This is a genomic window from Lentzea sp. NPDC092896 (assembly GCF_044754905.1).
In the GTDB taxonomy this organism is placed as follows: domain Bacteria; phylum Actinomycetota; class Actinomycetes; order Mycobacteriales; family Pseudonocardiaceae; genus Lentzea.
On record NZ_JBIVPX010000001.1, the window covers coordinates 1,590,287 to 1,612,263 of the forward strand.

Here is a 21,977-nt window from a genome sequence, read left to right on the forward strand (position 1 = left end):
CGGGCATGCTAGAGCTCCTCGTTCGTGAGCAGTCGAGAGCGCACCAGAAAACGTATTCCAAGCGGTGCCTCCAGCGAGAAACCGCTCCCACGACCGGGCACGACGTCGATCGTCAGGTGCGTGTGGCTCCAGTACTCGAACTGCGCCGCGGACATCCACACAGGAATGACGAACTCGTCGACCGCGAGGTCGCCGAGGTGCACGTCGGACGCGCCGGTGCGGAACTCCCCGGCCAGGTAGCACATCGGGGCGGAGCCGTCGCAGCAGCCGCCGGACTGGTGGAACATCAGGTCGCCGTGCTCAGCCCTGAGGCCGCGGAGCACGTCCGCGGCCTCAGGGGTCAGTGCGACGCGGGGCATCAGAAGAAGCCCAGGGCGTTCGGGGAGTAGCTGACGAGCAGGTTCTTGGTCTGCTGGTAGTGGTCGAGCATCATCTTGTGGTTCTCGCGGCCGATGCCGGACTGCTTGTAGCCGCCGAACGCCGCGTGCGCCGGGTAGGCGTGGTAGTTGTTCACCCACACGCGGCCCGCCTGGATGTCGCGGCCGGCGCGGTAGGCGACCGAACCGTCGCGGGACCAGACGCCCGCGCCGAGGCCGTACAGGGTGTCGTTGGCGGTCTTCATGGCGTCGTCGTAGTCGGAGAACTGTGTGACCGACACGACCGGGCCGAAGATCTCCTCCTGGAAGATCCGCATCTTGTTGTCGCCCTCGAAGATCGTCGGCGTGACGTAGTAGCCGCCGGACAGCTCGCCGCCGAGGTCGGCGCGCTCGCCGCCGGTCAGCACGCGAGCGCCCTCCTGCTTGCCGATGTCGATGTAGGACAGGATCTTCTCGAGCTGGTCGTTGGACGCCTGCGCGCCGATCATCGTCTCGGTGTCGAGCGGGTGGCCCTGCTTGATCGCGCGAGTCCGTGCCACGGCGTCGCCCATGAAGCTGTCGTAGATGTCGCTCTGGACCAACGCCCGCGACGGGCACGTGCAGACCTCGCCCTGGTTCAGCGCGAACATCGTGAAGCCTTCGAGTGCCTTGTCGTAGAAGGCATCCCGCTGCGCGGCCACGTCGTTGAAGAACACGTTCGGCGACTTGCCGCCGAGCTCCAGCGTGACGGGGATGATGTTCTCGCTGGCGTACTGCATGATCAACCGGCCGGTGGTGGTCTCGCCGGTGAACGCCACCTTCGCGACGCGGCGCGAGGACGCGAGCGGCTTGCCCGCCTCGACGCCGAACCCGTTGACGACGTTCAGCACGCCCGGCGGGATGAGGTCGGCGATCAGTTCCATCAGGACGTGGATCGACGCCGGCGTCTGCTCGGCGGGCTTGAGCACGATCGCGTTGCCCGCGGCCAGTGCGGGCGCGAGCTTCCAGACCGCCATCAGGATCGGGAAGTTCCACGGGATGATCTGCGCGACGACGCCGAGCGGTTCGTGCAGGTGGTAGGCGACCGTGTCCTCGTCGATCTGCGAGATGCCGCCCTCCTGGGCACGCAGGGCGCCCGCGAAGTAGCGGAAGTGGTCGACGGCGAGCGGCAGGTCGGCGGCGAGCGTCTCGCGGACCGCCTTGCCGTTGTCCCACGTCTCCGCGACCGCGAGCATCTCGAGGTTGGCCTCGATGCGGTCGGCGATCTTGTTGAGCACGTTCGCGCGGTCCGCGACCGAAGTCTTCCCCCACGAACGGGCGGCGCCGTGGGCCGCGTCCAGGGCGCGTTCGACGTCCTCGGCGGTGCCGCGGGCGATCTCGGTGAAGTCCTCGCCGGTGACCGGGGTGGGGTTGGCGAAGTACTGGCCCTTGGCGGGCGGCACGTACTCGCCTCCGATGAAGTGGTCGTACCGGTCGCGATAGGTGATCACGCTGTCCGGTTGTCCTGGAGCCGCGTACTTCGCCATGGGGCCTGCCTTCCGCGTCGTTGCGAACAGGCGGCGAACGTAGAACCGCGAACGTTTCACCCACGTTGCATCCGATCGGAGTAGCCGCAGGGTTGCCGGTGCGGTGGTACGGGCTGCATCCTGGACCGATGGACCCCGGCGAACTGGGCTCCGCCCGGCCGGTGATCTTCGAGTCGTGGCGGCGGTCCCTCGACGCGCGCGTCGATCCGGACCGGCACGAGGCGCCAGTCGTCTACGGGCCGGACGAGATCGCGGACCTGCGGGGCGCACACCCGCTGGCCGCGACCGTCCCGCTGCTCACCCACACGCTGTCGATGGACGACACGATCATGATCGTCACCGACACCCGCGGCCACATCCTCTGGTGCGAGGGCGACAACCAGATCCGGCACCAGGCCGAACGCGTCCACCTCACCGAGGGGTCGCGCTGGAGCGAGGACGTCATCGGCACGAACGCGATGGGCACCGCGCTGGCGACCGGCAGGTCCGTCACCGTGCACTCCCGCGAGCACCTCGTGCGCACCTACCACGGCTGGACGTGCGCGGCGAGCCCGATCCACGACCCCCACACGGGGCTGCTGCTGGGGGTCGTCGACGTCAGCGGGCCGCTCAAGACCATGCACCCGGCCGTCGCGCAGCTCGTGTCCGCGGCCGCCCGGCTGGCCGAGCACCACCTGGGGCAGTTCGCGCCGCGGCAGCACGTGCTCACGCTGAACTTCCTGGGCGGGCCGCACGCCGATCTCGACGGACGGCCGCTGGGGCTGACGTTGCGCAACGCGGAGGTGCTGACCGCGCTCGCGCTGCACCCCAAGGGACTGACGGCGGAGCAACTCGCGTTGTTGCTCTATGGTGAACGTGGGAACCCGACCACGGTCCGCGCGGAGCTGCATCGGCTGCGTGCGCAGCTCGGTGGTGTCCTGTTGACGAGGCCATATCGGCTCGATGCGGTGGTGCGCGGCGACTTCCTCGACGTGCGGACGGCGTTGCGTTCCGGCGACGCGGGCAAGGCCACCCGGCACTACAGCGGTGATCTGCTACCTCGTTCGGACGCTCCGGTGGTCCGCGAGGAACGGGTCGACCTCGCCGCCGCGGTGCGCAAGGGCGTGCTGGAGCGGGGAGATCTCGACGCGCTGCTGTCGTTCGCGGACAGCGGTGAGGACGCCGAGGTGCTCGAACGCCTGCACCTGCTGCTCCCGGTCACCGATCCTCGTCACGCTCTCGTCTCCTCGCGCCTGCGAAGGGCGCTGGAATAGGCTTTCCCGCAAGGGGAGGGCAAAAGTGAAGCAGTGCATCAACTGCATGACCCGGTTGCCGCGCAAGGATGTCACCGAGGTCGCGTGGTGTTCGTTGTGCGCGCCGTGCCTGCAGGTCGTGTCCGACCAGATGAAAGTGCTGCTCGACCGGCCAGGCGGTGCGCCCGTGCAGATCCAGCAGTGCGGCTGGTGCGGTGTCGCGCGCTCGTGCGGCGTCGGCTGGCGCACGAGGTGCCTGGTGTGCCTGGACGACAGGTCCGTGCCGGACCCGGCGGTGCAGAAGATCGCGCACCGGCTGGAGCTCGACGGCACCTGGCGGGAGAACTCGGAGTTCATCGCCGCGACGACCGTGAAGGTTCGCCTCGCCAAGTACTTCCGGCCCGGCTGGACCGTGCTCGCGACGGACGTGCACGGCTTGCCGTGGACCGGGTTCCGCTGGCTCACGAAGTCGCACGGCACGTGGGGACGCGACGACGAGACCGGGGAGGTGCGGCAGCTCAAACGCCTGCGCGGCGAGGAGAACCTGCTCTACCTGACGCGGTACGGGAAGGTGCTCAAGTTCGGGCGCGGGACCGCGGACCGGGTGAGCGCCCACGTCGCGCAGGGAGCGGTGCCGGTCCTCGTGTTGTCCGCGCCGAGCCAGCAGGTCGTCGTCGCCAGGGACCGGCTCAAGCGCGCCCATCGCAGCGAGATGGTGTCGCAGCGGACGCCGGTCGACCTGTTCGCGGTGCTGCCGGACGGGTTGGACGTCACTGATCAGTTCCCACGGAGCTGATCAGCCGAGTTATCGTGGACACCTCCAGTGAGGGGAGGTGTCCACGTGCGAGTGCTCGCAGTTGTGCTGTTGTTGCTGTTCACGGCCACGCCCGCGCACGCCGCGACAGGCACGTACGTGCGCCTGGGACACTTCTCGATGGACCAGGCGCGCGTCGACGCCACGCTCGACGGCGTCAAGCTCGGCACCCTCGACTACGCCCAGCTCTACGAGTACCGCCGGGTCGAGGCGGGGGAGCACGTCGTCGACTTCCGCACGGCCGGTGCCGATCCCGGGAGCCCGGTGCTGCGGTCCGTGCTCGTGAAGACCGAAGCCGGGAAGGCGTACACGGTCATCGACATCGCCTCCTCGATGAAGGTCCTCGAGGACGACGTCAGCCTGCCGCCGAACGGCCAGGCGCGGCTGCGGGTGATCAACGCAGGCGACGCCGAGATGGACCTGCTGCGCGGCAGCGTGTTCGTGCACCGCAACGTGCAGGCGAACTCCACGACCGGCTACGTCGTGATGCTGCCCGGCAAGGACGGGCTGCAGGTGCTGCCGCGCGGGAAGGACTCCACGACGCTGGAGGCCGCGCTCGAACCCGGCGGCGTCTACTCGTTGCTGGTCAGCGCCCGGCGGATCGAGCTGAGGACCGACGCCAAGGCCGCCGAGGTCGTGCCCGGTGGCGGGCAGGAGACCGGGTTCGGTGGCATGGCGGGCGGCTGGGACTGGCTCACCGCGCTGGTGATCGCGCTCATCGTGGGCGTCGCGATGTACTCGGTGCGCGGCCGGCTGTTCCGGTTCGGCTGATGGCCAAGGGCAAGCTCCTGATGGGAGCGGCCGTGCTGGTCACGCTGATCTACGTGGTCAAGGGACCCGGCGGCGACGAGGTGCCGGAACCGGTGACGGTGCTGATCCCGTCGATCGGCGTCGACACGTCGCTGGAGGCGTTGAAGGTGGACTCCGCGGGCGTGCTGGAGCCGCCGACGCGCGCGGACAAGGCCGGGTGGTACGCCAAGGGCGTCGCGCCGGGAGACGCCGGTCCGGCCGTGATCGCGGGCCACGTCGACTCGAAGACCGGGCCCGGGGTGTTCTTCCGGCTGCCCGAGCTGCAGCCCGGTGCCGAGGTGCTGGTCGAGCGCGAGGACGGCAGCAAGCTCACGTTCGTCGTGAGCAGCACCCACACGACGGAGAAGACCGCGTTCCCGACGGACGCCGTGTACGGGCCGACGCCGTTGTCGGAGCTGCGGCTGGTGACGTGCGGAGGCGACTTCGACCGAGTCGCGGGCAGCTACCGCAACAACGTCATCGTGGACGCGGTGCTGAAAGTCTGACGGTCTCGTCGGCCCACCTCGTCAGCAGCGTGGCGTCGTGCGAGATCGCGAGAACTCCCGCGTTCGATTCACGTTGGTAGGCGCGGATCACGCCGACCAGCGCGGCCGTCGTGGAGGCGTCCAGCATCGTCGTCATCTCGTCGCAGATCAGGTAGCGCGGGTTCAGCGCGAGTGCGCGGGCCAGGCAGGCGCGTTGCAACTGGCCGTCGCTGACCTCGTGCGGGCGGCGGCCCAGCAGGTCGTCGGTGAGCATCACCAGCGACGCCAGCTCCTCGACGCGGTCCTGGTTCTTCAACGGCTCCGCGATCGCCTGCCGGAGGGTGAAGCGCGGGTCGACGGACAGCCGGGGCTGCTGGAACAGCACGCCGATCCTGGTGCGTTGCTGAGCCTTGAAGCGGAACCCGGTGACCGTCTCGCCGTCGATCTCCACGGTGCCTGCGAACGGCTTGTGCAGCAACGCGAGCACACGGGCCAAAGTGGACTTCCCGGACCCGCTCGGTCCGGCCAGACCGACGGTCTGTCCAGGCTGGACGGTGAGGCTGACGTCGGTGATCACCGGTTCGCGGTAGCCGGCGGTGATGCCGTTCGCGGTCAGCACGGGCGGTGGCACGCGACGGCGTGCGGGTCGTCGGTGAGCACGGGGCGGTCCTCGCAGATCGCGGTGGCCTGCTCGCAGCGCGGGGCGAACGCGCAGCCCGCGGGCAGGTCGGTGAGCAGGGGCGGCTGGCCGGGGATCGGGAGGAAGTCCCGTTCCGGCAGAGCGTTGGCGAGTCCCCGGCTGTAGGGGTGTTTCGCGTGGTCGAGCACCTCGTGGGCCGGGCCGACCTCGACGATCCGTCCCGCGTACATCACCGCGATCCGGTCGGCGATCTTGTGGGCCGCCGCGAGGTCGTGCGTGATCAGCAGGACGGCGTGGCCGTCGTCGACGAGCCTGCGGAACTCGTCCAGCAGGCCGTCCACGAGATCGCGGTCGAGGCCCGTCGTCGGTTCGTCGGCGATCAGCAGCCACGGGTTGCCGACCAGCGCCAGCGCGTTCGCGACGCGCTGCGCCATGCCCCCGGACAGCTCGTGCGGGTAGCGGTCGAGGTGCTCGGGGAGCAGACCTGCCCGTTCTGCGGCGTTCGCGGCGTCTCCGCCGAGCACCCGCGCGGCCTCTTCGAGCTGGGAACGCGCGGTGCGGACCGGCGTCAGGTGGCTCGCCGGGCTCTGCGGGACGAGGCCGATCTGCCGGCCGCGGATCGTCGTCGCGAGCTCGTGGTCGGTCGCCGCGAGCAGGTCCACCTCACCGAGCCGGGCACTGCCGGAGGTCTCCGCGTTGCCCGGCAGGAACCCGAGCAACGCCGACGCCAGCACCGTCTTGCCGCAGCCGCTCTCGCCGACCAGCGCCACGCACTCTCCGGGCCGGATCCGCAACGACACGTCGTTCACGGCCTCGACGGTCGCACCCTTGAGCGCGAACCGCACCGACACCCGGTCGATCTCCAGGTTCACCACGTCAACTCCGTGCGCCGCTTGGGGTTCAGCCGGTCCCGCCACACACCGCTCACGCCGGACACCGCCAGCGTCGTGATGATCAGCAGCAGTCCGGGCGCCAGTGACATCCACCAGCCGCCGATGAGCAACGAGCGCTGGGCGTCGTTGATCATGTTGCCGATGCTGGCCGCGTGCGGCGGCAGACCGAGGCCCAGGAACGACAACGCGGTCTCGTGCCACACGGCGTGCGGCACCATCAGCGTGGTCGCGAGCAGGACCTGCGGGGCGACGTTCGGCAGCAGGTGCCGGGTCATCACCTGAAGTCTCGAAGCGCCACCGACGATCGCCGCGTCGACGAACGGCCTGGTGCGCAACGACAGCACCTCCGACCGCACGATCCGGGCGGCGGTGAGCCAGTGCGTCAGGGCGATCGAGATGATCACGGCGGACAGACTCGGCCGCAGGATCGCGACGATCACGATGCCCAGCAACAGGTGCGGCACCGACGCGATCGCGTCGACCACGCGCATCATGATCCGGTCGAACCAGCCGCCGATCGACCCCGCGAGCGCACCGACCGCAGTGCCGGCGATCGCGGAGATCACGGCGGCGACCACACCGACGGTGAGGGAGACCCTGAGCGCGTAGACGCACCGCAGCAACACGTCACGCCCGAGTTCGTCGGTGCCGAACAGGTGCGCGGCGGACGGCGGCTGGTTGGCGATCGCGAGGTCGACGTACTGCTCGTTGAGCTCCACGACCAGCGGCACGATCAGGACGGTCAGCGCGACGACGCCGAGGATGATCGCGGACGGCAGCAGCCGCCAGCGAGGCGACCGCGGCGGGCTCGCGGCGGTGAGGCGGCTGCGCGGGGCAGGACGCCAGAGCAGGTCAGCCATCGAGCGCCACCCTCGGGTCGGCCAGCGCGTACAGGACGTCGGCCAGCAGGTTGCCGAGCAACACCACACCCGTCGCCATCACGGTCAACGCGCCCAGCAACGCGAAGTCGACGTTCAGCGCCGCCTCCACCGTCGCCCGCGCGATGCCCGGCCACGAGAACACCGTCTCCACCAGCAACGCCCCGGTGATCAGCTCGGGCAGTCGCGCGCCGAGGAGGGTCAGGAACGGCAGCAGCGAGGTGCGCAACGCGTGCCCAGAAACCACCAGGTGGTCGGGCAACCCACGAGCCCGCGCGCCGATCACGTGGTCCTGCGTGAACGATTCGAGGAGGTTCTGCCGCACGAACAGCACGAACCACGGCGCCTGCGAGATCGCCAGCACCGCCACGGGCAGGACCATGTGGACGGCGACCCCGCCGACGGACACCGGTTCGGAGCCCGTGGTCACACCGCCGCCGGGAAGCCAGCGCAACTGCAGCGCGAACACGTACAGCACCGCCAGGCCGAGCCAGAAGACCGGCGCCGCTTCCAGCGCGTAGCAGCTGCCCGTGATCGAACGGTCGAGCCACGACCCCTGCCGCCACGCCGCGAGCGTGCCCAGCACCAGCCCGAGCAGCAACGCCAGCGCGAAGCCGACCGACACCAGCAGCACCGTCCACCCGAGACGGTCGCCGATCACGGCCGACACGGGTTGCTGCAACGACAGCGAGTCGCCGAGGTCGCCCGCCAGGGCGTGCCGCAGCCAGGCCCAGTACTGGGTGGCGACGGGTTCGTCGACGCCCCAGTTCTCGCGCAGCTGCGCGACGCGTTCCGGGGAGGCGCCGATGATCCGGACGCCGAAGTAGCGTTCGACCGGGTCGAACGGGCTGGCCTTGGCCAGCACGAACAGCGCGAAGCTGACCACGAGCAGCACCGGGACCGCGAAGGCCAGGCGCCGCAACGCGACCAGGGCGATCGACCGGGTCACGACTTCGGCGTCCAGCGCTCGAGGTTCCACCACACCGCGTGCACGAGGCCGTGGTCGTGCGGCTCGACCTGGGTCTCCTGGCCGTTCCACTTGTCGCGCAGCACGTAGGTGTGGTCGAGGAACACCAGGAACGCCCAGCCGGGATCGGCCGCGTAAGCGGTCTGGAACTCGTTGTAGGCCTTCTTGCGTGCGGCCGGGTCGAGGCTGCGGCGCGCGGTGTCGAGCGCGGTGTCCACAGTGGAGTTCTTGTACAGCGTCATGTTCACGTAGCCCGACTGGCCCGCGTAACGGGAGTGCAGCAACGTGTACGCGGCCGTGTCCGGGTCGTACGGGTCGCCGCCGCCCCACACCGCTGCCGCTTCCTTCTGGCGCTGCAGCATGATCTCGAACGTGGTGGCCTCGACGGGCGCGTCGATGCCGAGCTTCGCGATGTCGGAGGCCGTGGCGAGGGCCAGTTCCTTGCGCAGCACGTCCGGCGCGGGGTAGAGCACCGGCAGCTTCGCGGGCTGGCCGTCCTTGGCTCGCTTGCCGTCCGCTCCCTTGCGCCAGCCTGCCTCGTCGAGCAGCTTCTCGGCCTCGGCGACGTCGTAGCCGAACGCGGAACTGTCGTTGTACCAGTCCTTCAGGTACGGCGAGATCGGCGTGGACGCGGGCTTGCCGGAGCCCGCCAGCACGGCGTCGATCATGGCCTGGCGGTTGATGCCGAGGTTGATCGCGCGCCGGACCTGCGGCGACGAGGTGAACGGCAGTTCGGACGGGATGCCGAGACCGCGGTAGTCGGCGGACGGGTTCCGCACGATCTGGTAGCCGGACCGGTCGCGGTAGGTCTGGGCGAGCTTGGGTGGCAGCACCGTCCCGTCGAACTCGCCGGCGGCCATGCGGGTCGCGCGGGCGTTGTCGTCCGGCACGAAGACCACGGTCACGGTCTTGATCGCGGGCGCGCCACCCCAGTACTTCTCGTTGGCCTTGAGGATCAGCCGGTCGCCCTTGCGCCACGACTCGACCGTGTACGGGCCGGTGCCGACCGGGGCGGTGTTGAACGGCGCGCTGTTGATGTCGGTGCCGGTGAGCTTCGCGGCGGGCACGATGCCGAGCGCGAGTTGCTGCGCGAACGGGGCGTACGGGTAGGAGAGCGTGAACTCGACGGTGCTCGCGTCGACCGCCTTCACCTCGGTCAGCGCGTCGAACCGGGAGGCGATCGTGGAGTTCACCTTCTTGTCCACCACGGACCTGTAGGTGAACACGACGTCCTCGGCGGTCACGGGCGTGCCGTCGGAGAACGTGATGTCCTTGCGCAGCTTGGCCGTCCACGTCAGGCCGTCCGCCGACGCGGCCGGCAGTTCTGCGGCCAGCGCCGGTTTCAGAGCCAGCGAGGCGTCCCGCGTCACGAGCCCGTCGAAGATCTTCGCGGCGCCGTCCGGCGCGTAGCCGAGCACGGGGTTGAGGTTCTCCGGTTCACTGCCCGCGCCGATGACGATCGACGCGGCCGAACCGGTCGTCGCGCCGTCGGGAGACGAGCACCCCGCCACCAGAACGAGGGCCGCCAGAACAGCTCGCCGCATGCAGATCCTCCCCAGAAGTCCGTGTTGCCGCGAGCAGCTAACAGCAAGGGAGTTGCAATAGGCAAGATCTTGCATCTGTGCGCTCAAGTCGGACTCATGCCAGCATCGAGGCATGACCAACGGAGTGCATACCCACGAGCACAGTCACGGCGACACGACTCACACGCATCCGCATGGCGAACACGCGCACGATCACGTCGAGCACGAGCACACCCATACGCACGACGGAGAAACGCACTCACACACGCACGTGCACGACGCGGGTCACGTCGAGGAACACCAGCACGCGCACTGAGTTCAGTGTGATTCGCGGGTGACGTCGCTACCGCTGGAGCCGACCAGGAAGTCCAGGTCGGCTCCGGTGTCGGCGCCCAGGACGTGGTCGACGTAGAGCCGTTCCCAGCCGCGTTTCGGTGCCGCGAACGCCGACACCGTCGCGGCGTTCGGCGTGCGGGACAGGAAGTCCGGCGCCTCCACGTCGATGCGGCGGTTCGCCACGTCCAGCACGATGACGTCGCCCGTCCGGACGAGCCCGAGTGGTCCGCCTGCCGCCGCCTCCGGTGCCACGTGCAGCACAACGGTTCCGTACGCGGTCCCGCTCATGCGCCCGTCGCAGATCCGGACCATGTCGCGCACGCCCTGTTCCAGCAGCTTCTTCGGCAACGGCATGTTCGACACCTCCGGCATGCCGGGGTAGCCGCGCGGGCCGCAACCGCGCAGCACCAGCACGGAGTCCGCGTTCACGTCGAGATCCGGGTCGTCGATGCGGGCGTGGAAGTCCTCGATGCTGTCGAACACCACGGCCCTGCCCCGGTGCTGCAACAGATGCGCCGACGCCGCTGCCGGTTTGATCAAAGATCCCGATGGCGCCAAATTGCCTCTCAGCACCGCGATGCCGCCCTCGGCGATGATCGGCTCGCTGCGGCTCCTGATCACCTCCGGCTCCCAGATCGGCGCGTCGTCGAGGTGGTCGACGAGCGGGTTGCCGGTGATCGACAGGGCGTCGGGGTCGAGCAGGTCGCGCACTTCCCGCAGCACGGCCAGAAGCCCGCCCGCGCGGTGGAAGTCCTCCATCAGGAACCGGCCCGCGGGCTGGAGGTCCACCAGCAGCGGCACGCCGGAGCCGATGCGGTCGAAGTCGTCCAGCGTCAGGTCGACGCCCAGGCGCCCGGCGATCGCGAGCAGGTGCACCACCGCGTTGGTCGAGCCACCGATCGCGGCCAGCGCCACGATCGCGTTGTGGAAGTTCGCCTTGGTCAGGAACGTGCTGGGACGCCGGTCCTTCTCGATCAGCTCGACGATCAGCCGTCCGGTGCCGTGACTCGCTTCCAGGAGCCTGCTGTCCGGCGCCGGAGTGCCCGCGACGCCGGGGACGGTGGTGCCCAGGGCCTCCGCGACCAACGCCATCGTCGACGCCGTGCCCATCGTGTTGCAGTGGCCGCGGCTGCGGATCATCGCCGACTCCGAGCGGACGAACGCCTCCTGCGACAACGTGCCTGCCCGCACCTCCTCGGACAGCCGCCACACGTCCGTTCCGCAGCCCAGGGGAGTGCCGCGGAACGTGCCGGTCAGCATCGGCCCGCCGGGCACCACGACCGCCGGGATGTCGACGGACGCGGCGGCCATCAGCAGCGCCGGGATCGTCTTGTCGCACCCGCCGAGCAGCACCACGCCGTCCACGGGGTTGGCGCGCAGCATTTCTTCCGTGGCCATCGCGGCCATGTTGCGCCACAGCATCGCGGTGGGGCGGACGTTGGTCTCGCCCAGCGACACCACGGGCAGGTTGAGCGGGATGCCGCCGGCCTCGTACACGCCGTTGGAGACGGACTGCGCGACCTCGTTCAGGTGCGCGTTGCACGGCGTGAGATCCGACGCGCTGTTGGCGATCGCGATCTGGGGCCGGGAGAAGGCGTCGTCCGGGACGCCGCGGCGCATCCAGGCGCGGTGGATGTAGGCGTTGCGGTCCTGACCTGCGTACCAGTGCTCGCTGCGTAGTCCCACTGCGCGCCTCCTTGCGGTCACCTCCGACCTTAACTACATCGGGAGGTCCGGCGGCAGTTGCAGCGCGATGGTGATCAGCGAGTGGACGCGGTTCGCGATCACCGACAGCAGGCCGTGCATCGCCGGCGACGCGGCGTCGGCGGCCTCCTGGAGCGTGCGCAGGTCCATGTCGATCTGCCCGAGGACGGCCGCGGTGTCGGCGGGAGCGGCGGTGAACGCGCGGGCGATGTCCTCCAGGGGAAGACCGTGGACCTCCAGGCGTTGCACGAGGTGGATGCGGTCCACGTCGTCGCCGCGGTAGAGGCGGTAGTTGCTCGCCGTGCGCTGGGCGGGGCTGATCAGGCCCAGCGTCGTGTAGTAGTCGACGGTGCGGATGCTCACGCCGGCGCGGGCGGCGAGTTCGCCGATCTTCAGCAGTGCCTCGGCCACAGCGGTCACCTCCCCGGTCACCAAAACCATACAGTGCCACGTGCTACTGTTGGAACATGCCTGATGAAGCCGGTGTAGACGGCTGTAGTACGTGGCCGGGTGCGTCTTGTTGATCGCATCCGGCTTGCTCGCCATCGTGGTCCTGACCGTGGCCACGGGGTATTTCGTGGCTCAGGAGTTCGCGTACATGGCGGTCGATCGCGGCCGCCTGCAGCAGATGGCCGAGGGCGGCTCGAAGGCCGCCGACCGCGCCTACCGCGTGACCCAGAAGCTCTCGTTCATGCTGTCCGGTGCCCAGTTCGGCATCACGGTGACGGCGCTGCTCGTCGGGTACGTGGCCGAGCCGCTGCTCGGCACCGGGCTCGGCGTGCCGGGCTCGATGGTGATCGCGCTGGCCTTCGCCACCTTCGTGCAGATGGTGCTCGGCGAGCTGCTGCCGAAGAACCTCGCGATCGCGCGGCCAGAACAGCTCGCGCTGGCGCTGAGCTCGTCGACCCTGGTGTACCTGAAGATCGCCGGTCCCGTGATCCGGTTGTTCGACGCGGCCGCGAACCGGTTGCTGCGCGCGATCGGCATCGAGCCCGTCGAGGAACTGCCGCAGGGCGCGACGCCGGAGGACTTCCGGCAGATCGTCGAGGAGGCGGGGGAGCAGGGCCACCTCGACCCCGAGCTGACCCGGTTGCTGGAGCACGGCATCGGCTTCCGCGAACTGGTCGCGGAGCAGGCCATGACGCCGCGCGTCAACGTCCACACCGTGCGGTGCGACGAACCCGCCGCGCGCGTGGTCTCGTTGCTGGACACCGGGAACTCGCGTTTCCCGGTGATCGGTGACGACCTTGACGACCTGCGCGGTGTCGTGGGGCTGGCCGAGGTGCTGACCCTGGCGCCGGAGCAGCGGTCCGTCATCGCCATCGGGAAGATCGCCTCGCCCGCGCTGGTCGTCCCGGCGACGCTGCCGTTGCCCGCGGTGCTGGAAAGGCTGCGGACCGAACGCCGTCAGCTCGCCTGCGTGGTCGACGAGTTCGGCGGGTTCGCCGGCGTCATCTCGCTGGAGGACTTGGCGGAGGAGCTCGTCGGTGAGATCCACGACGAGGACGACCGGGTGGCCGACATGATCGAGAAGGTCGGCGACGACTGGCGCGTGCCCGGTCGCATGAGGCTGGACGAGGTCGAGGACGTCACCGGCGTGGAACTCCCTGCCGACGACTCGTACGACACGGTGTCCGGTCTGGTGCTGCATCGGCTGGGCCGCGTGGCGCAGGCCGGCGACGAGATCGAGATGAACGGGGTGCGCCTGGTGGTCACCGCGGTGGCGCGCAACGTGCCCGACTCGGTGGTGTTGTCCCGATGAGCATCGTCATCTCCGTTGTGCTGCTTGCTTTGAACGGCTTCTTCGTGGCCGCCGAGTTCGCGTTGATCGCGGCCAAGCGGCACCGCCTGGAGCAGGCCGCCGAGACGTCCAGGGCGGCCCGCGCCGCCGTGGCGGGCGTTCGTGAGCTGTCGCTGATGCTCGCGGGCGCGCAGCTCGGCATCACGCTGTGCACGCTGGGTCTGGGCGCGCTGGCGAAACCGGCCGTCGCGGACCTGCTGGAACCTGCGCTGCGGTTGACCGGCCTGCCGGAGGCGTTCGCCTACGGCATCGCGTTCGCGATCAGCCTGGTGCTGGTGGTGTTCCTGCACATGGTCGTGGGCGAGATGGCGCCGAAGTCGTGGGCCATCGCGGACCCCGAACGGTCCGCGCTGATCCTGGCGCTGCCGTTCCGCGCGTTCGCCCGCTCGGTCCGCTGGCTCCTCAGTGGACTGAACTCGGTGACGAACGGCCTGCTGCGCCTGCTGAAGGTCGAGCCGCAGGACGAGCTGGCGCAGACGCACCGGCCGGACGACCTGCGGATGCTGCTGCGCCAGTCCGCGGAGCACGGCCTGATTCCCGAGGCCCAGCAACGGCTGCTGACCAGGATGCTGCAGGTCCAGCGCACAACCGTGAGCGAGGTGATGGTGCCCGTGGCGGAGACGTCGACGGTCACCGAGCACACCACCGCGCGGGAGATCGAACAGCGCAGCCTCCAGTGTGGACGGTCGCGCTTCCCGGTCACCGGGCTCGGCGGCCGGTACGTCGGACTCGTGCACATCCGCGAGGCCATGCGTGCCACGGCCCGCGGCGAGGATCCCTCCGCCCGCGAGCTGATGGGCCCGGTGCTGACGCTGCCCGCGTCGATGCCGGTGGCCCAGGCCGTGACGGCGATGCGTGCAGAACGCTCGCAGCTAGCCCTCGTCGAAGACGCGAGTTCGCGTCGGTCGTCCGGACGCCTCTTCGGGTCGACCGCCGAAGGCGATTCGGGCCGAAGCGGTGACCGGACGGCCGACTTCGAGGCGAACTCGCCGCCGTCTCCGGAGGAGCGGCCGATCAACACAGTCGTTGGTATCGCCGCATTGGAAGACCTCCTCGAAGAGCTGATCGGCGACTTCGAGGATGAAACCGACACCCGTCCGGTCAGCGCCCGCTGACCGGAGTTTCCCAGGGAGGAAACACAAATGTTCAAGCGGATGCTCAGCGCCTTCGGCGTCGGTGGCCCGTCGGTCGACACCGTGCTGGACTCGCCGCACGCCTCGCCCGGCCAGGTCGTCACCGGGCAGGTGCGCATCCAGGGTGGCAGCGCGGACGCCGAGATCGGCCAGGTCGTGCTGTCGCTCGTCACCCGCGTCGAGGTCGAGCGCGGTGACCACGAGTACGGCGGCGTGTCCGAGTTCCTGCGGGTCGTCGTGCAGCAGGGCGTGCGGGTCGGGGCCGGTCAGCTGGTCGCGATCCCGTTTCAGCTGCCGATCCCGTGGGAGACCCCGATCACCGCGGTGGGCGGCGGCCAGCTGCCCGGCATGACCGTGGGCGTGCGGACCGAGCTCGTGATCGCGGGCGCGCCGGACAAGGGCGACCTCGACCCCGTGCTGGTCCACCCGCTGCCGTCGCAGGACGCGGTGCTCACCGCGTTCGGGCAGCTCGGTTTCTCGTTCCGCAGCGCCGACGTCGAGGCCGGCCGCCTGCACGGCGTGCCGCAGGAGCTCGGTTTCTACCAGGAGATCGAGTTCTTCCCGCCCGCGCAGTTCGCCGGTGCCGTCCAGCAGGTCGAGCTGACCTTCGTGGCGAACCCGCACGAGTTGTTCGTGATCCTGGAGGCCGACAAGCGCGGCGGGATGTTCTCGTCGGGCGGTGACGCGTTCGGTCACTTCCGCGTGTCCCACCAGGAGTCCGAGGGCACCGACTGGGCGTCGGCGATCAACGGCTGGCTTTCCCAGGTCGCCCAGCGCGGCGGCGGCGCGATGCACGGCTACGGCCACGACCAGTACGGCCAGCACGGTCACCACGGCGGCCACCACCGCAGCGGTCCCGGCATGGGCACGGTCGTCGCGGCCGGTGCCGCCGGTCTCGTCGGCGGCATGGTCGTCGGCGAGATGATGGACGACGCCTTCGAGGACTTCGGCGACTTCGGCGGCGAGTAAGGGTTTCTCCCTCCGCTCACCGGGGTACTCGCGCCCTGCGTCAAGCAGTCGGCGTTGCCACCCCGGTGAGACGGAGAGCGGTGACGGTGTGAAAACGCTTGATTACGCGTTGAAGGTCACGCGAGAACTCGGCCTGAGCGGTGAGTCCTCGTGCATCGACCGGCAGAAACCGCTGCGGATGTACATCGCGGTGGACGGACGCCTGCCCGGTCATCCCGATCACGACGTCGCCCTGTTGTGGACCGAACGGCACGGGTGGGCCATCGCCGTCGAGGACGGCGCGGAGCTGACCGTGGTCGCGCACCTCGGTGGCGCGGTCGAACCCCCGCCCCGCACGGTCGCCAAGTGGGTGGAGCGGCTGCTGGGTCAGAGCAGCTCGTCGGACACCGTGAGTTCGGCGTCGCACGCCGGACAGGTCGCCTGACCGAAGAAGTACCCGAGGACGCGAGCGACCTTGTCCTGGCCGTGCGCCGCAGCCGTTTCGCAGACCCGTCGCCCGACGCCGTCGAGCGTCGTGGGATCAGCGGGCCGCAACGGCCGTTCCGCCTCGACGGTCTTGCTGATGCCCTCGGCGGGGAGGATGAACATCGGCGTGTCGCACTCGGGACACTCGATCTCGTACTCCTCCTCGGCCACTCCCCACGCCATGGCGTCTGCCTGATGCAGCAGGCCTTCCAGGACCAGCACACCTTCCAGCAGGTACTCGTAACCGTCGTCGGTCACGGGCAGGAGTTCGTTCGCCCTGGTGCCCAGCGTGGCGATGGCGGCGGCGTGCTCGGTGCGGACCTCGTCAGGGCCGTCCGCGACGATTCCCACCGCGAGCAGGACCGCGTCGAGGCTCCCGATCTCGGCGAGGTGGGGGAGTGCGGCGTAACTGGCGGTGTAGCTGGAGCCCTGGTGGCACAAGGCGCTCCACAACTCGCTCCACGCCTCCTGGTCGTCCGTGGCGGCGCGGTCCAGCAGCGCGGGGATGTCCTCCGCGGTGCCGTACGCGTGGTGCAGCACAGACCAGTCCGTCATGCCCATGATCAGATCACGGACATGACGGACCGGTGAGCGGAATCGGTCAGACGGAGACCGGCTCCTGCTTCTTCTTCTCGTTCGGCAGCTCGTCGAGCGCGGTGCCCTCGACGTCGAGCTCCGGCAGCCAGCGCAGGAACTTCGGCAGCCACCAGGCGCGCTCACCGAGCAGAGCCAGCGCCGCGGGCACGAGCACCATGCGGACCACGAACGCGTCCACGAAGATGCCGACGGCCAGGGCGAACGCGATCGACTTCACGGTCGGCTCGCCGGCGGGGACGAAGCCCGCGAACACCGAGAACATGATCAGCGCGGCGGCCACGACGACCGGGGCGGCCTGGCGGAAGCCCGTGGTGATGGCCTCCAACGGCTTGGCGCCGCGGTGGTGTGCCTCGTGCATCCGGGACACCAGGAAGATCTGGTAGTCCATGGCGAGGCCGAACAGGATGCCGATCACCAGGATCGGCGTGAGGCTGATCAGCGGGCCGGTGCTCTCGAGGTTGACCGCGCTGGAGAGCCAGCCCCACTGGAACACCGCGACCGTGGCACCGAGCGACGCGCCGATGGTCAGCAGGAAGCCGAGCACACCGACCAGCGGCACCAGCAGCGAGCGGAACACCAGGACCAGCAGCACGAGCGCCAGGCCGACGACGACCGCGAGGTAGATCGGCAGTGCCTTGTCCAGGGACGTGGCCACGTCGACGCTCACCGCGGTGGCACCGGTGACGTACGCCTTGCCACCGTCCACGTCGGACAGTTCGGCGCGCAGGTCGGCGACGAGCTTCTCGGTCTCGGTGCTGTCCGGGCCGGACTTCGGGATCACGGTGACCAGTGCGGCGTTGCCGTCCTGGCTCGGCTGCGCCGGCGTCACCAGGGCGACGTCGGAGAGCTTGGCGAGCGGCTCGGACGCCTTGGTGGCCGTCGCGGCGGCACCCTGGCCCTCGAACAGGACGATGATCGGGCCGTTGAAGCCCTCGCCGAAGCCCTTCGCGAGGATCTGGTCGGCACGCTCCTGCGTGGAGCCGGCCGGCGGCTTCTGGATCAGCGTCGTGTCCATGGACGCCACCGGGATCGCGACGATGCCGAGCGCCACGACCGACAGCAGCAGCGCGACGACGCGGTTGCGGGTGATCGCACGGGCCCAGCCGCGGATGACACCGCGGTCCTTCGGCTCGACCGGGTTCTCGGGGGTGGCGGAGCGTTCCTTGCGGGTCAGCACGCGGCGGCCGAGCAGGCTCAGCACCGCGGGCACCAGCGTGATGGCGATCAGGACCGACACGACGATCGTGGCGGCGGCCGAGACGCCCATCTGCGTCAGGAACGGGATGCCCGCGATCGCGAGGCCCACCAGCGCGATCACCACGGTCAGACCGGCGGTGACGACGGCGGAACCGGCGGTGCCGACCGCGGTCGCGACGGCGTGCCCGACGTCGGAGCCCCGGCGCAGTTCCTGGCGGTAGCGGTTGATGATGAACAACGCGTAGTCGATGCCGACCGCGAGACCCAGCATCGAGGCGAGGATCGGGGTCGTCGACTGCAGGTCCATGAACCCGGTGGCGATCGTGATGCCGAGCGTGCCGATGCCGACGCCGATACCGGCGCTGAGCAGGTTCATGCCCGCGGTCACGAGCGAGCCGTAGGTCAGCGCGAGCACGACCAGCGCCAGCACGACACCGATGGCCTCGGTGGGCCCGCCGACGTGCGGCGTCTCCTGCATCGCGGTGCCGGTGACCTCGACGGTCAGGCCCGCCGCGCGAGCCTTGTCGACGGCCTTGGTCAGCTCGGCGCGCTGCTCGTCGGTGACCTCACCGGGCTTCACGTCGTAGGTGACGGTGCTGTAGCCGACGTTGACGTCGCGGTTGACGCTCGGCGCCGCCGGGTCGAGCGGGTTCGTCGCCGACCGCACGCCCTTGAGCGCGGACTCGTCGGCCACCAGGTCGGTGATCGCCTTGACGTGCTGCGGCAGCTTCTGGCCGTCCAGGGCCTGCACGACGACCTTGGCCGACGCGGTCTCACCGGAGCCGAACTTCTCCTGGATGCGCTCCAGGGCGGTGGTCGACTCCTGGCCGGGGATGGACATCGAGTTGGACGTCTCACCGCCGAGCGTGAACGCGCCGACGCCGGAGCCGATCAGCACGAGCAGCCAGATCAGGACGACCGGGAGGCGGTGCTTGTGCGCACCGAGTCCCAGTTTGTAGAGCAGTTTCGCCATGATGGTCAGGCCTCCTGGTGCCCGAGTGCGTCGAAGCAGGTAGCGAGGATCAAGGGACGCCATGTCGTCTTCTCACCCTGTTGGTTGGCCAGAAGGGTGAGCACGGCCATGGAGCTGAGCGCGCCGACGATGCGGATCGCGCGGGGCAGTTCTTTCTCGGGGTCGATGACGAACATCTCGTTGAGGAGCAGCTCGTCCTGCGCCTGCTGCGGGTCCTCGCCCGGCGCCGTCATCGTCCGGAACAGCAGCGAGACCAGTCCTGGCCGGTCCAGCGCGTAGTCGGTCAGCAGTTCCAGCGACCGCCGGTCCCGCTCGGAGCCCGCGGGCAGCGTTGAGACCTGGTCGAGGACGTGCCGGGTGAGCACACGGCTCTGTTCCCACGCCGCTTCGAAGAGAGCGTCCTTGCTCGGGAAGTGGTGCAGCAGGCCGGCCTTGGACAGACCGACAGCGTCCGCGAGCGACTTCAACGAGGTCTGCTCGAAGCCGTGCCGCGCGAAGAGCGCGGCGGCGGCGTCGAGGATCTTCTCGTCGACTCCGGTCCTGGGCTGTCGTGGCATGCGGCCGACTTTACGGCGTTTACCGACCGGTTCGGTAGGTTTACCGACCGAAATGGTCGGTGGCGTTCGTCACCACAACGGGTGAGTGATCGAGTTTCGAGCCGTCGTCGAGGTGACTGATAGTCACGTGGCGCTGTCCGGTCGGATGTTCCAGGAGGAGGTCGGTACGGTCCTGGCCGCCATCGCCGACTACAACTCCGGCGGGGAGGACGAGCCGGCACCGTTGCGCGGGCTGCTGGAGGCTGACGGCGTGATCATGGCCGGTGGGCTGGTCGTGCGGGACGCCGGGAGCGGGGTGGTGGTCGAACCCGGCTGCCGCACCGGCTTGGAGGACGCCGTGCGGATGCGGCACCACCCGGCACCTGCCGATGGGCCTGTCTGCGTGATCCCGCTCGCGGACCTGACCGCGCATCTGGAGGGGGTCCGGCGCGACCTGCCCGGCTTCCTGGAGCGGGTGCGTGAGTGGGCGCCGGACGGGCTGGGCGACGCGCTGGCCGCGCGGTTCGACGAGGAGTTCCGCATCAGCGCGCCCCTCTGAGTCCACCTCTGTGGAGAATGGGGCGATGTTCGTCTTCGACGCGGAGCTCTGGATCTGGGACGCCCGCCGCACGGAAACCTGGACCTTCGTGACGCTGCCCGAGGACGTCTCGGACCAGATCCGCGACATCGCCACGCCCGGCCCCGGCTTCGGCTCGGTGAAGGTCCGGGCCGGGGTCGGCGCCAGCACGTGGTCGACGTCGGTGTTCCCGGACAAGCAGTCCGGCTGTTACGTGCTGCCGGTCAAGGCGGCGGTGCGCAAGAAGAACGACGTCGGGCCCGGTGACGTCATCGAGGTGACGGTCGAGCTGGTCTAGGCCCTAGGCGCTCCAGTCGATGTCGGCGTAGATCGCGGCGTGGTCGCTGGCCGCGTGCACCTCGTTCGTCATGGTTTCGTAGACGTCCCAACGGTTCTTGGTCCGCGGGCCGCGCCAGACGCCCTTGCGGAAGACGCCGCCGCCGGTGGCCTTCGCGAACAGCTCCGGGGTGAGCAGGACGTAGTCGATCTTGCCCTTCTCGTTGACGCCGCGGTACGTGCCGAGGCGGTGGTCCCATTCGAAGTTCTCGTGCTCGCTGATGTCGCGCAGGCCCGTGCGTTGGAACAACGGGCGCAGTGCCTCGCTGTCCGCGGTGTCGTTGAGGTCGCCCACGACGGCGATGTACTCGTGGCCCTCGTCGCGCAACCGGTTGACGATGCGGGCGATGCGGACTGCCTGGCGGAAGCGGCGGCGGGCGCCGAGAGGGTCGCCGGGAGTGCTGTAGCCCTTGGACTTCAGGTGGTTCACGAGCACGACGACCTCGGGGCCGGCGGGCGTGCGCACGTGGTATTCGGCGCAGTCGCGGGAGAAGATGGTGCCCGAGCTGTCCCGCGCGTACACGTGCGTGCGGATGGTGATGACCTGATGTTGTTCTCTCGTCAGCAATCCGACGTTGATGCCGCGCTCGTCGTTGCCGTCGATGAGGTGGACCTCCTCGTACGGGGTCCAGCCGACGTGCTTGAGCATGCTGGCGGAGAACATGTGCAGCAACTCGCGCGACTCGGCCTCGACCACGCCGAGGACGTCCGCGCCGACGTCTCGCATCACCTGGGCGGTGTGCCGCGTGGCGAGTTCGCTGATGGGTTCGGTGGTCAGCTCCACCCAGCCGACCCAGGACTCGCGTCCGCTTGCCACGACTGAGGTTTCGCCGGTGCGGTGGCGCGCGAGGAAACGGCCGCGGATGCGCCGCAGGACCGCGTACCTGCTCCGGTCACTCCTGAGCAACTCCAGCGTCGTCAGGTGTTCCTTGAGCTCTTCCTTGACTTCCGGCGTGTAGGTCTCGGCGGCGATGAGTTCGTTGAACCGGGCGTGGGCGGCCAGAGTCGGGGCCGCGTGTTTGGTGGCGTTGCGGCCCATCACTTTGGGACGTTCGAACATGTTCTCCACGTTGAACGACCCGATTCGCGTGGTGCTCACGACTTCAGGGTCGCATGTGGAGGAACGTGTTCGCCCTGGTCCGCTCGGGTGATCTTTCGCTGCGCCGATGGTGGAGGGCCCCGGTGGCTGGGCTGCCGGATGTGGTGGGGCCCTCCGCGAGAACGACTTTGCCCGTTTGGCCGAGGACGAA

23 protein-coding genes are annotated in these 21,977 nt (G+C 69.5%); 10 read left to right on the top strand and 13 right to left on the bottom strand.

Annotated elements, in window-relative coordinates:
• Positions 1 to 8: 8 nt before the first annotated feature.
• Together ACIQF0_RS07080 and adh are read right to left on the bottom strand one after the other, a co-directional pair.
• Positions 9 to 359 (bottom strand): DUF779 domain-containing protein, encoded by a 351-nt coding sequence (locus ACIQF0_RS07080; RefSeq protein WP_401025486.1) that lies wholly within the window; start codon positions 357 to 359, stop codon positions 9 to 11.
• The gene (gene adh, locus ACIQF0_RS07085) at positions 359 to 1,882 is read right to left on the bottom strand and encodes an aldehyde dehydrogenase (RefSeq protein WP_401025489.1); all 1,524 of its coding nucleotides are present in this window, start codon (positions 1,880 to 1,882) and stop codon (positions 359 to 361) included. Before adh ends, ACIQF0_RS07080 begins: the two co-directional genes overlap by 1 nt.
• A 128-nt stretch (positions 1,883 to 2,010) precedes the next feature.
• On the opposite strand from adh, the gene ACIQF0_RS07090 reads away from it, so the two are divergent.
• Genes ACIQF0_RS07090 through ACIQF0_RS07105 form a run of 4 tightly spaced genes read left to right on the top strand, consistent with a single transcriptional unit; the run spans position 2,011 to position 5,223 of the window.
• Positions 2,011 to 3,135, top strand: a complete 1,125-nt coding sequence (locus tag ACIQF0_RS07090; RefSeq protein WP_401025491.1) for a GAF domain-containing protein — start codon at positions 2,011 to 2,013, stop codon at positions 3,133 to 3,135.
• Positions 3,136 to 3,160: 25 nt separating this feature from the next.
• Complete coding sequence (locus ACIQF0_RS07095) at positions 3,161 to 3,910, top strand: hypothetical protein (protein WP_401025494.1); 750 nt, start codon at positions 3,161 to 3,163, stop codon at positions 3,908 to 3,910.
• 45 nt (positions 3,911 to 3,955) lie between these two features.
• A complete protein-coding gene (locus ACIQF0_RS07100) occupies positions 3,956 to 4,699 on the top strand; it encodes a DUF4397 domain-containing protein (protein ID WP_401025496.1) in 744 nt (247 codons plus the stop codon).
• Positions 4,699 to 5,223 (top strand): class F sortase, encoded by a 525-nt coding sequence (locus ACIQF0_RS07105; RefSeq protein ID WP_360029447.1) that lies wholly within the window; start codon positions 4,699 to 4,701, stop codon positions 5,221 to 5,223. The genes ACIQF0_RS07100 and ACIQF0_RS07105 overlap by 1 nt, the downstream gene beginning before the upstream one ends.
• Here ACIQF0_RS07105 and ACIQF0_RS07110 read toward each other — a convergent pair.
• From ACIQF0_RS07110 to ACIQF0_RS07140, 7 genes are all read right to left on the bottom strand, one after another.
• Positions 5,195 to 5,833, bottom strand: a complete 639-nt coding sequence (locus tag ACIQF0_RS07110; protein ID WP_401025501.1) for an ABC transporter ATP-binding protein — start codon at positions 5,831 to 5,833, stop codon at positions 5,195 to 5,197. The two genes, ACIQF0_RS07105 and ACIQF0_RS07110, sit on opposite strands and share 29 nt — an antisense overlap.
• Positions 5,815 to 6,717 carry an ABC transporter ATP-binding protein gene (locus tag ACIQF0_RS07115; RefSeq protein ID WP_401025504.1) on the bottom strand — a complete coding sequence of 301 codons (903 nt, stop codon included), beginning with the start codon at positions 6,715 to 6,717 and terminating at the stop codon, positions 5,815 to 5,817. The genes ACIQF0_RS07110 and ACIQF0_RS07115 overlap by 19 nt, the downstream gene beginning before the upstream one ends.
• On the bottom strand, positions 6,711 to 7,595 hold the full coding sequence (locus ACIQF0_RS07120; RefSeq protein WP_401025507.1) for an ABC transporter permease: 885 nt from the start codon (positions 7,593 to 7,595) through the stop codon (positions 6,711 to 6,713). Before ACIQF0_RS07120 ends, ACIQF0_RS07115 begins: the two co-directional genes overlap by 7 nt.
• Positions 7,588 to 8,592, bottom strand: a complete 1,005-nt coding sequence (locus ACIQF0_RS07125; RefSeq protein ID WP_401025510.1) for an ABC transporter permease — start codon at positions 8,590 to 8,592, stop codon at positions 7,588 to 7,590. Before ACIQF0_RS07125 ends, ACIQF0_RS07120 begins: the two co-directional genes overlap by 8 nt.
• A complete protein-coding gene (locus ACIQF0_RS07130; RefSeq protein ID WP_401025513.1) occupies positions 8,559 to 10,124 on the bottom strand; it encodes an ABC transporter substrate-binding protein in 1,566 nt (521 codons plus the stop codon). The genes ACIQF0_RS07125 and ACIQF0_RS07130 overlap by 34 nt, the downstream gene beginning before the upstream one ends.
• Before the next feature lie 297 nt (positions 10,125 to 10,421).
• Entirely contained in the window at positions 10,422 to 12,125 is a 1,704-nt protein-coding gene (locus ACIQF0_RS07135) for an IlvD/Edd family dehydratase (RefSeq protein ID WP_401025516.1), read from the bottom strand.
• A 33-nt stretch (positions 12,126 to 12,158) separates the two neighbouring features.
• On the bottom strand, positions 12,159 to 12,554 hold the full coding sequence (locus ACIQF0_RS07140) for a MerR family transcriptional regulator (protein ID WP_360029454.1): 396 nt from the start codon (positions 12,552 to 12,554) through the stop codon (positions 12,159 to 12,161).
• A 109-nt stretch (positions 12,555 to 12,663) separates the two neighbouring features.
• Between ACIQF0_RS07140 and ACIQF0_RS07145 the strand changes: the two genes are divergently transcribed.
• The 4 genes from ACIQF0_RS07145 (at position 12,664) to ACIQF0_RS07160 (ending at position 16,470) form a co-directional block, all read left to right on the top strand.
• Positions 12,664 to 13,905 carry a hemolysin family protein gene (locus tag ACIQF0_RS07145; RefSeq protein ID WP_401025518.1) on the top strand — a complete coding sequence of 414 codons (1,242 nt, stop codon included), beginning with the start codon at positions 12,664 to 12,666 and terminating at the stop codon, positions 13,903 to 13,905.
• On the top strand, positions 13,902 to 15,059 hold the full coding sequence (locus ACIQF0_RS07150) for a hemolysin family protein (protein WP_401025521.1): 1,158 nt from the start codon (positions 13,902 to 13,904) through the stop codon (positions 15,057 to 15,059). The genes ACIQF0_RS07145 and ACIQF0_RS07150 overlap by 4 nt, the downstream gene beginning before the upstream one ends.
• 27 nt (positions 15,060 to 15,086) lie before the next feature.
• The gene (locus ACIQF0_RS07155) at positions 15,087 to 16,046 is read left to right on the top strand and encodes a sporulation protein (RefSeq protein WP_401025524.1); all 960 of its coding nucleotides are present in this window, start codon (positions 15,087 to 15,089) and stop codon (positions 16,044 to 16,046) included.
• Positions 16,047 to 16,134: 88 nt separating this feature from the next.
• Complete coding sequence (locus tag ACIQF0_RS07160; protein ID WP_401025528.1) at positions 16,135 to 16,470, top strand: DUF6292 family protein; 336 nt, start codon at positions 16,135 to 16,137, stop codon at positions 16,468 to 16,470.
• Here ACIQF0_RS07160 and ACIQF0_RS07165 read toward each other — a convergent pair.
• From ACIQF0_RS07165 to ACIQF0_RS07175, 3 genes are read right to left on the bottom strand one after another with little or no spacing between them, the layout of a single operon-like run.
• Positions 16,413 to 17,066, bottom strand: coding sequence for a hypothetical protein (locus tag ACIQF0_RS07165; protein ID WP_401025530.1), 654 nt, complete (start codon positions 17,064 to 17,066; stop codon positions 16,413 to 16,415). The genes ACIQF0_RS07160 and ACIQF0_RS07165 overlap by 58 nt on opposite strands.
• 46 nt (positions 17,067 to 17,112) lie before the next feature.
• Positions 17,113 to 19,278: an MMPL family transporter gene (locus ACIQF0_RS07170; RefSeq protein ID WP_401025532.1), complete on the bottom strand. Its 2,166-nt coding sequence runs from the start codon at positions 19,276 to 19,278 to the stop codon at positions 17,113 to 17,115.
• Between the two features lie 5 nt (positions 19,279 to 19,283).
• On the bottom strand, positions 19,284 to 19,835 hold the full coding sequence (locus ACIQF0_RS07175; RefSeq protein WP_401025534.1) for a TetR/AcrR family transcriptional regulator: 552 nt from the start codon (positions 19,833 to 19,835) through the stop codon (positions 19,284 to 19,286).
• An 85-nt stretch (positions 19,836 to 19,920) separates the two neighbouring features.
• Here ACIQF0_RS07175 and ACIQF0_RS07180 point away from each other — a divergent pair, with 85 nt between their 5' ends.
• Both ACIQF0_RS07180 and ACIQF0_RS07185 read left to right on the top strand, forming a co-directional pair.
• A complete protein-coding gene (locus tag ACIQF0_RS07180; RefSeq protein ID WP_401025537.1) occupies positions 19,921 to 20,373 on the top strand; it encodes a hypothetical protein in 453 nt (150 codons plus the stop codon).
• Between the two features lie 25 nt (positions 20,374 to 20,398).
• On the top strand, positions 20,399 to 20,689 hold the full coding sequence (locus tag ACIQF0_RS07185; RefSeq protein ID WP_360029463.1) for a DUF1905 domain-containing protein: 291 nt from the start codon (positions 20,399 to 20,401) through the stop codon (positions 20,687 to 20,689).
• 3 nt (positions 20,690 to 20,692) lie between these two features.
• Here ACIQF0_RS07185 and ACIQF0_RS07190 read toward each other — a convergent pair whose 3' ends face one another.
• A complete protein-coding gene (locus ACIQF0_RS07190) occupies positions 20,693 to 21,826 on the bottom strand; it encodes an endonuclease/exonuclease/phosphatase family protein (protein WP_401025539.1) in 1,134 nt (377 codons plus the stop codon).
• Positions 21,827 to 21,977: the final 151 nt, after the last annotated feature.

What these genes read in the sequence shown, in the direction of transcription:
- ACIQF0_RS07130 (WP_401025513.1), bottom strand. Translation starts at nt 10,124, where the DNA reads ATGCGGCGAGCTGTTCTGGCGGCCCTCGTTCTGGTGGCGGGGTGCTCG.
- adh (WP_401025489.1), bottom strand. Translation starts at nt 1,882, where the DNA reads ATGGCGAAGTACGCGGCTCCAGGACAACCGGACAGCGTGATCACCTAT.
- ACIQF0_RS07080 (WP_401025486.1), bottom strand. Translation starts at nt 359, where the DNA reads ATGCCCCGCGTCGCACTGACCCCTGAGGCCGCGGACGTGCTCCGCGGC.
- ACIQF0_RS07120 (WP_401025507.1), bottom strand. Translation starts at nt 7,595, where the DNA reads ATGGCTGACCTGCTCTGGCGTCCTGCCCCGCGCAGCCGCCTCACCGCC.
- ACIQF0_RS07090 (WP_401025491.1), top strand. Translation starts at nt 2,011, where the DNA reads ATGGACCCCGGCGAACTGGGCTCCGCCCGGCCGGTGATCTTCGAGTCG.
- ACIQF0_RS07170 (WP_401025532.1), bottom strand. Translation starts at nt 19,278, where the DNA reads ATGGCGAAACTGCTCTACAAACTGGGACTCGGTGCGCACAAGCACCGC.
- ACIQF0_RS07105 (WP_360029447.1), top strand. Translation starts at nt 4,699, where the DNA reads ATGGCCAAGGGCAAGCTCCTGATGGGAGCGGCCGTGCTGGTCACGCTG.
- ACIQF0_RS07150 (WP_401025521.1), top strand. Translation starts at nt 13,902, where the DNA reads ATGAGCATCGTCATCTCCGTTGTGCTGCTTGCTTTGAACGGCTTCTTC.
- ACIQF0_RS07175 (WP_401025534.1), bottom strand. Translation starts at nt 19,835, where the DNA reads ATGCCACGACAGCCCAGGACCGGAGTCGACGAGAAGATCCTCGACGCC.
- ACIQF0_RS07185 (WP_360029463.1), top strand. Translation starts at nt 20,399, where the DNA reads ATGTTCGTCTTCGACGCGGAGCTCTGGATCTGGGACGCCCGCCGCACG.
- ACIQF0_RS07155 (WP_401025524.1), top strand. Translation starts at nt 15,087, where the DNA reads ATGTTCAAGCGGATGCTCAGCGCCTTCGGCGTCGGTGGCCCGTCGGTC.
- ACIQF0_RS07165 (WP_401025530.1), bottom strand. Translation starts at nt 17,066, where the DNA reads ATGACGGACTGGTCTGTGCTGCACCACGCGTACGGCACCGCGGAGGAC.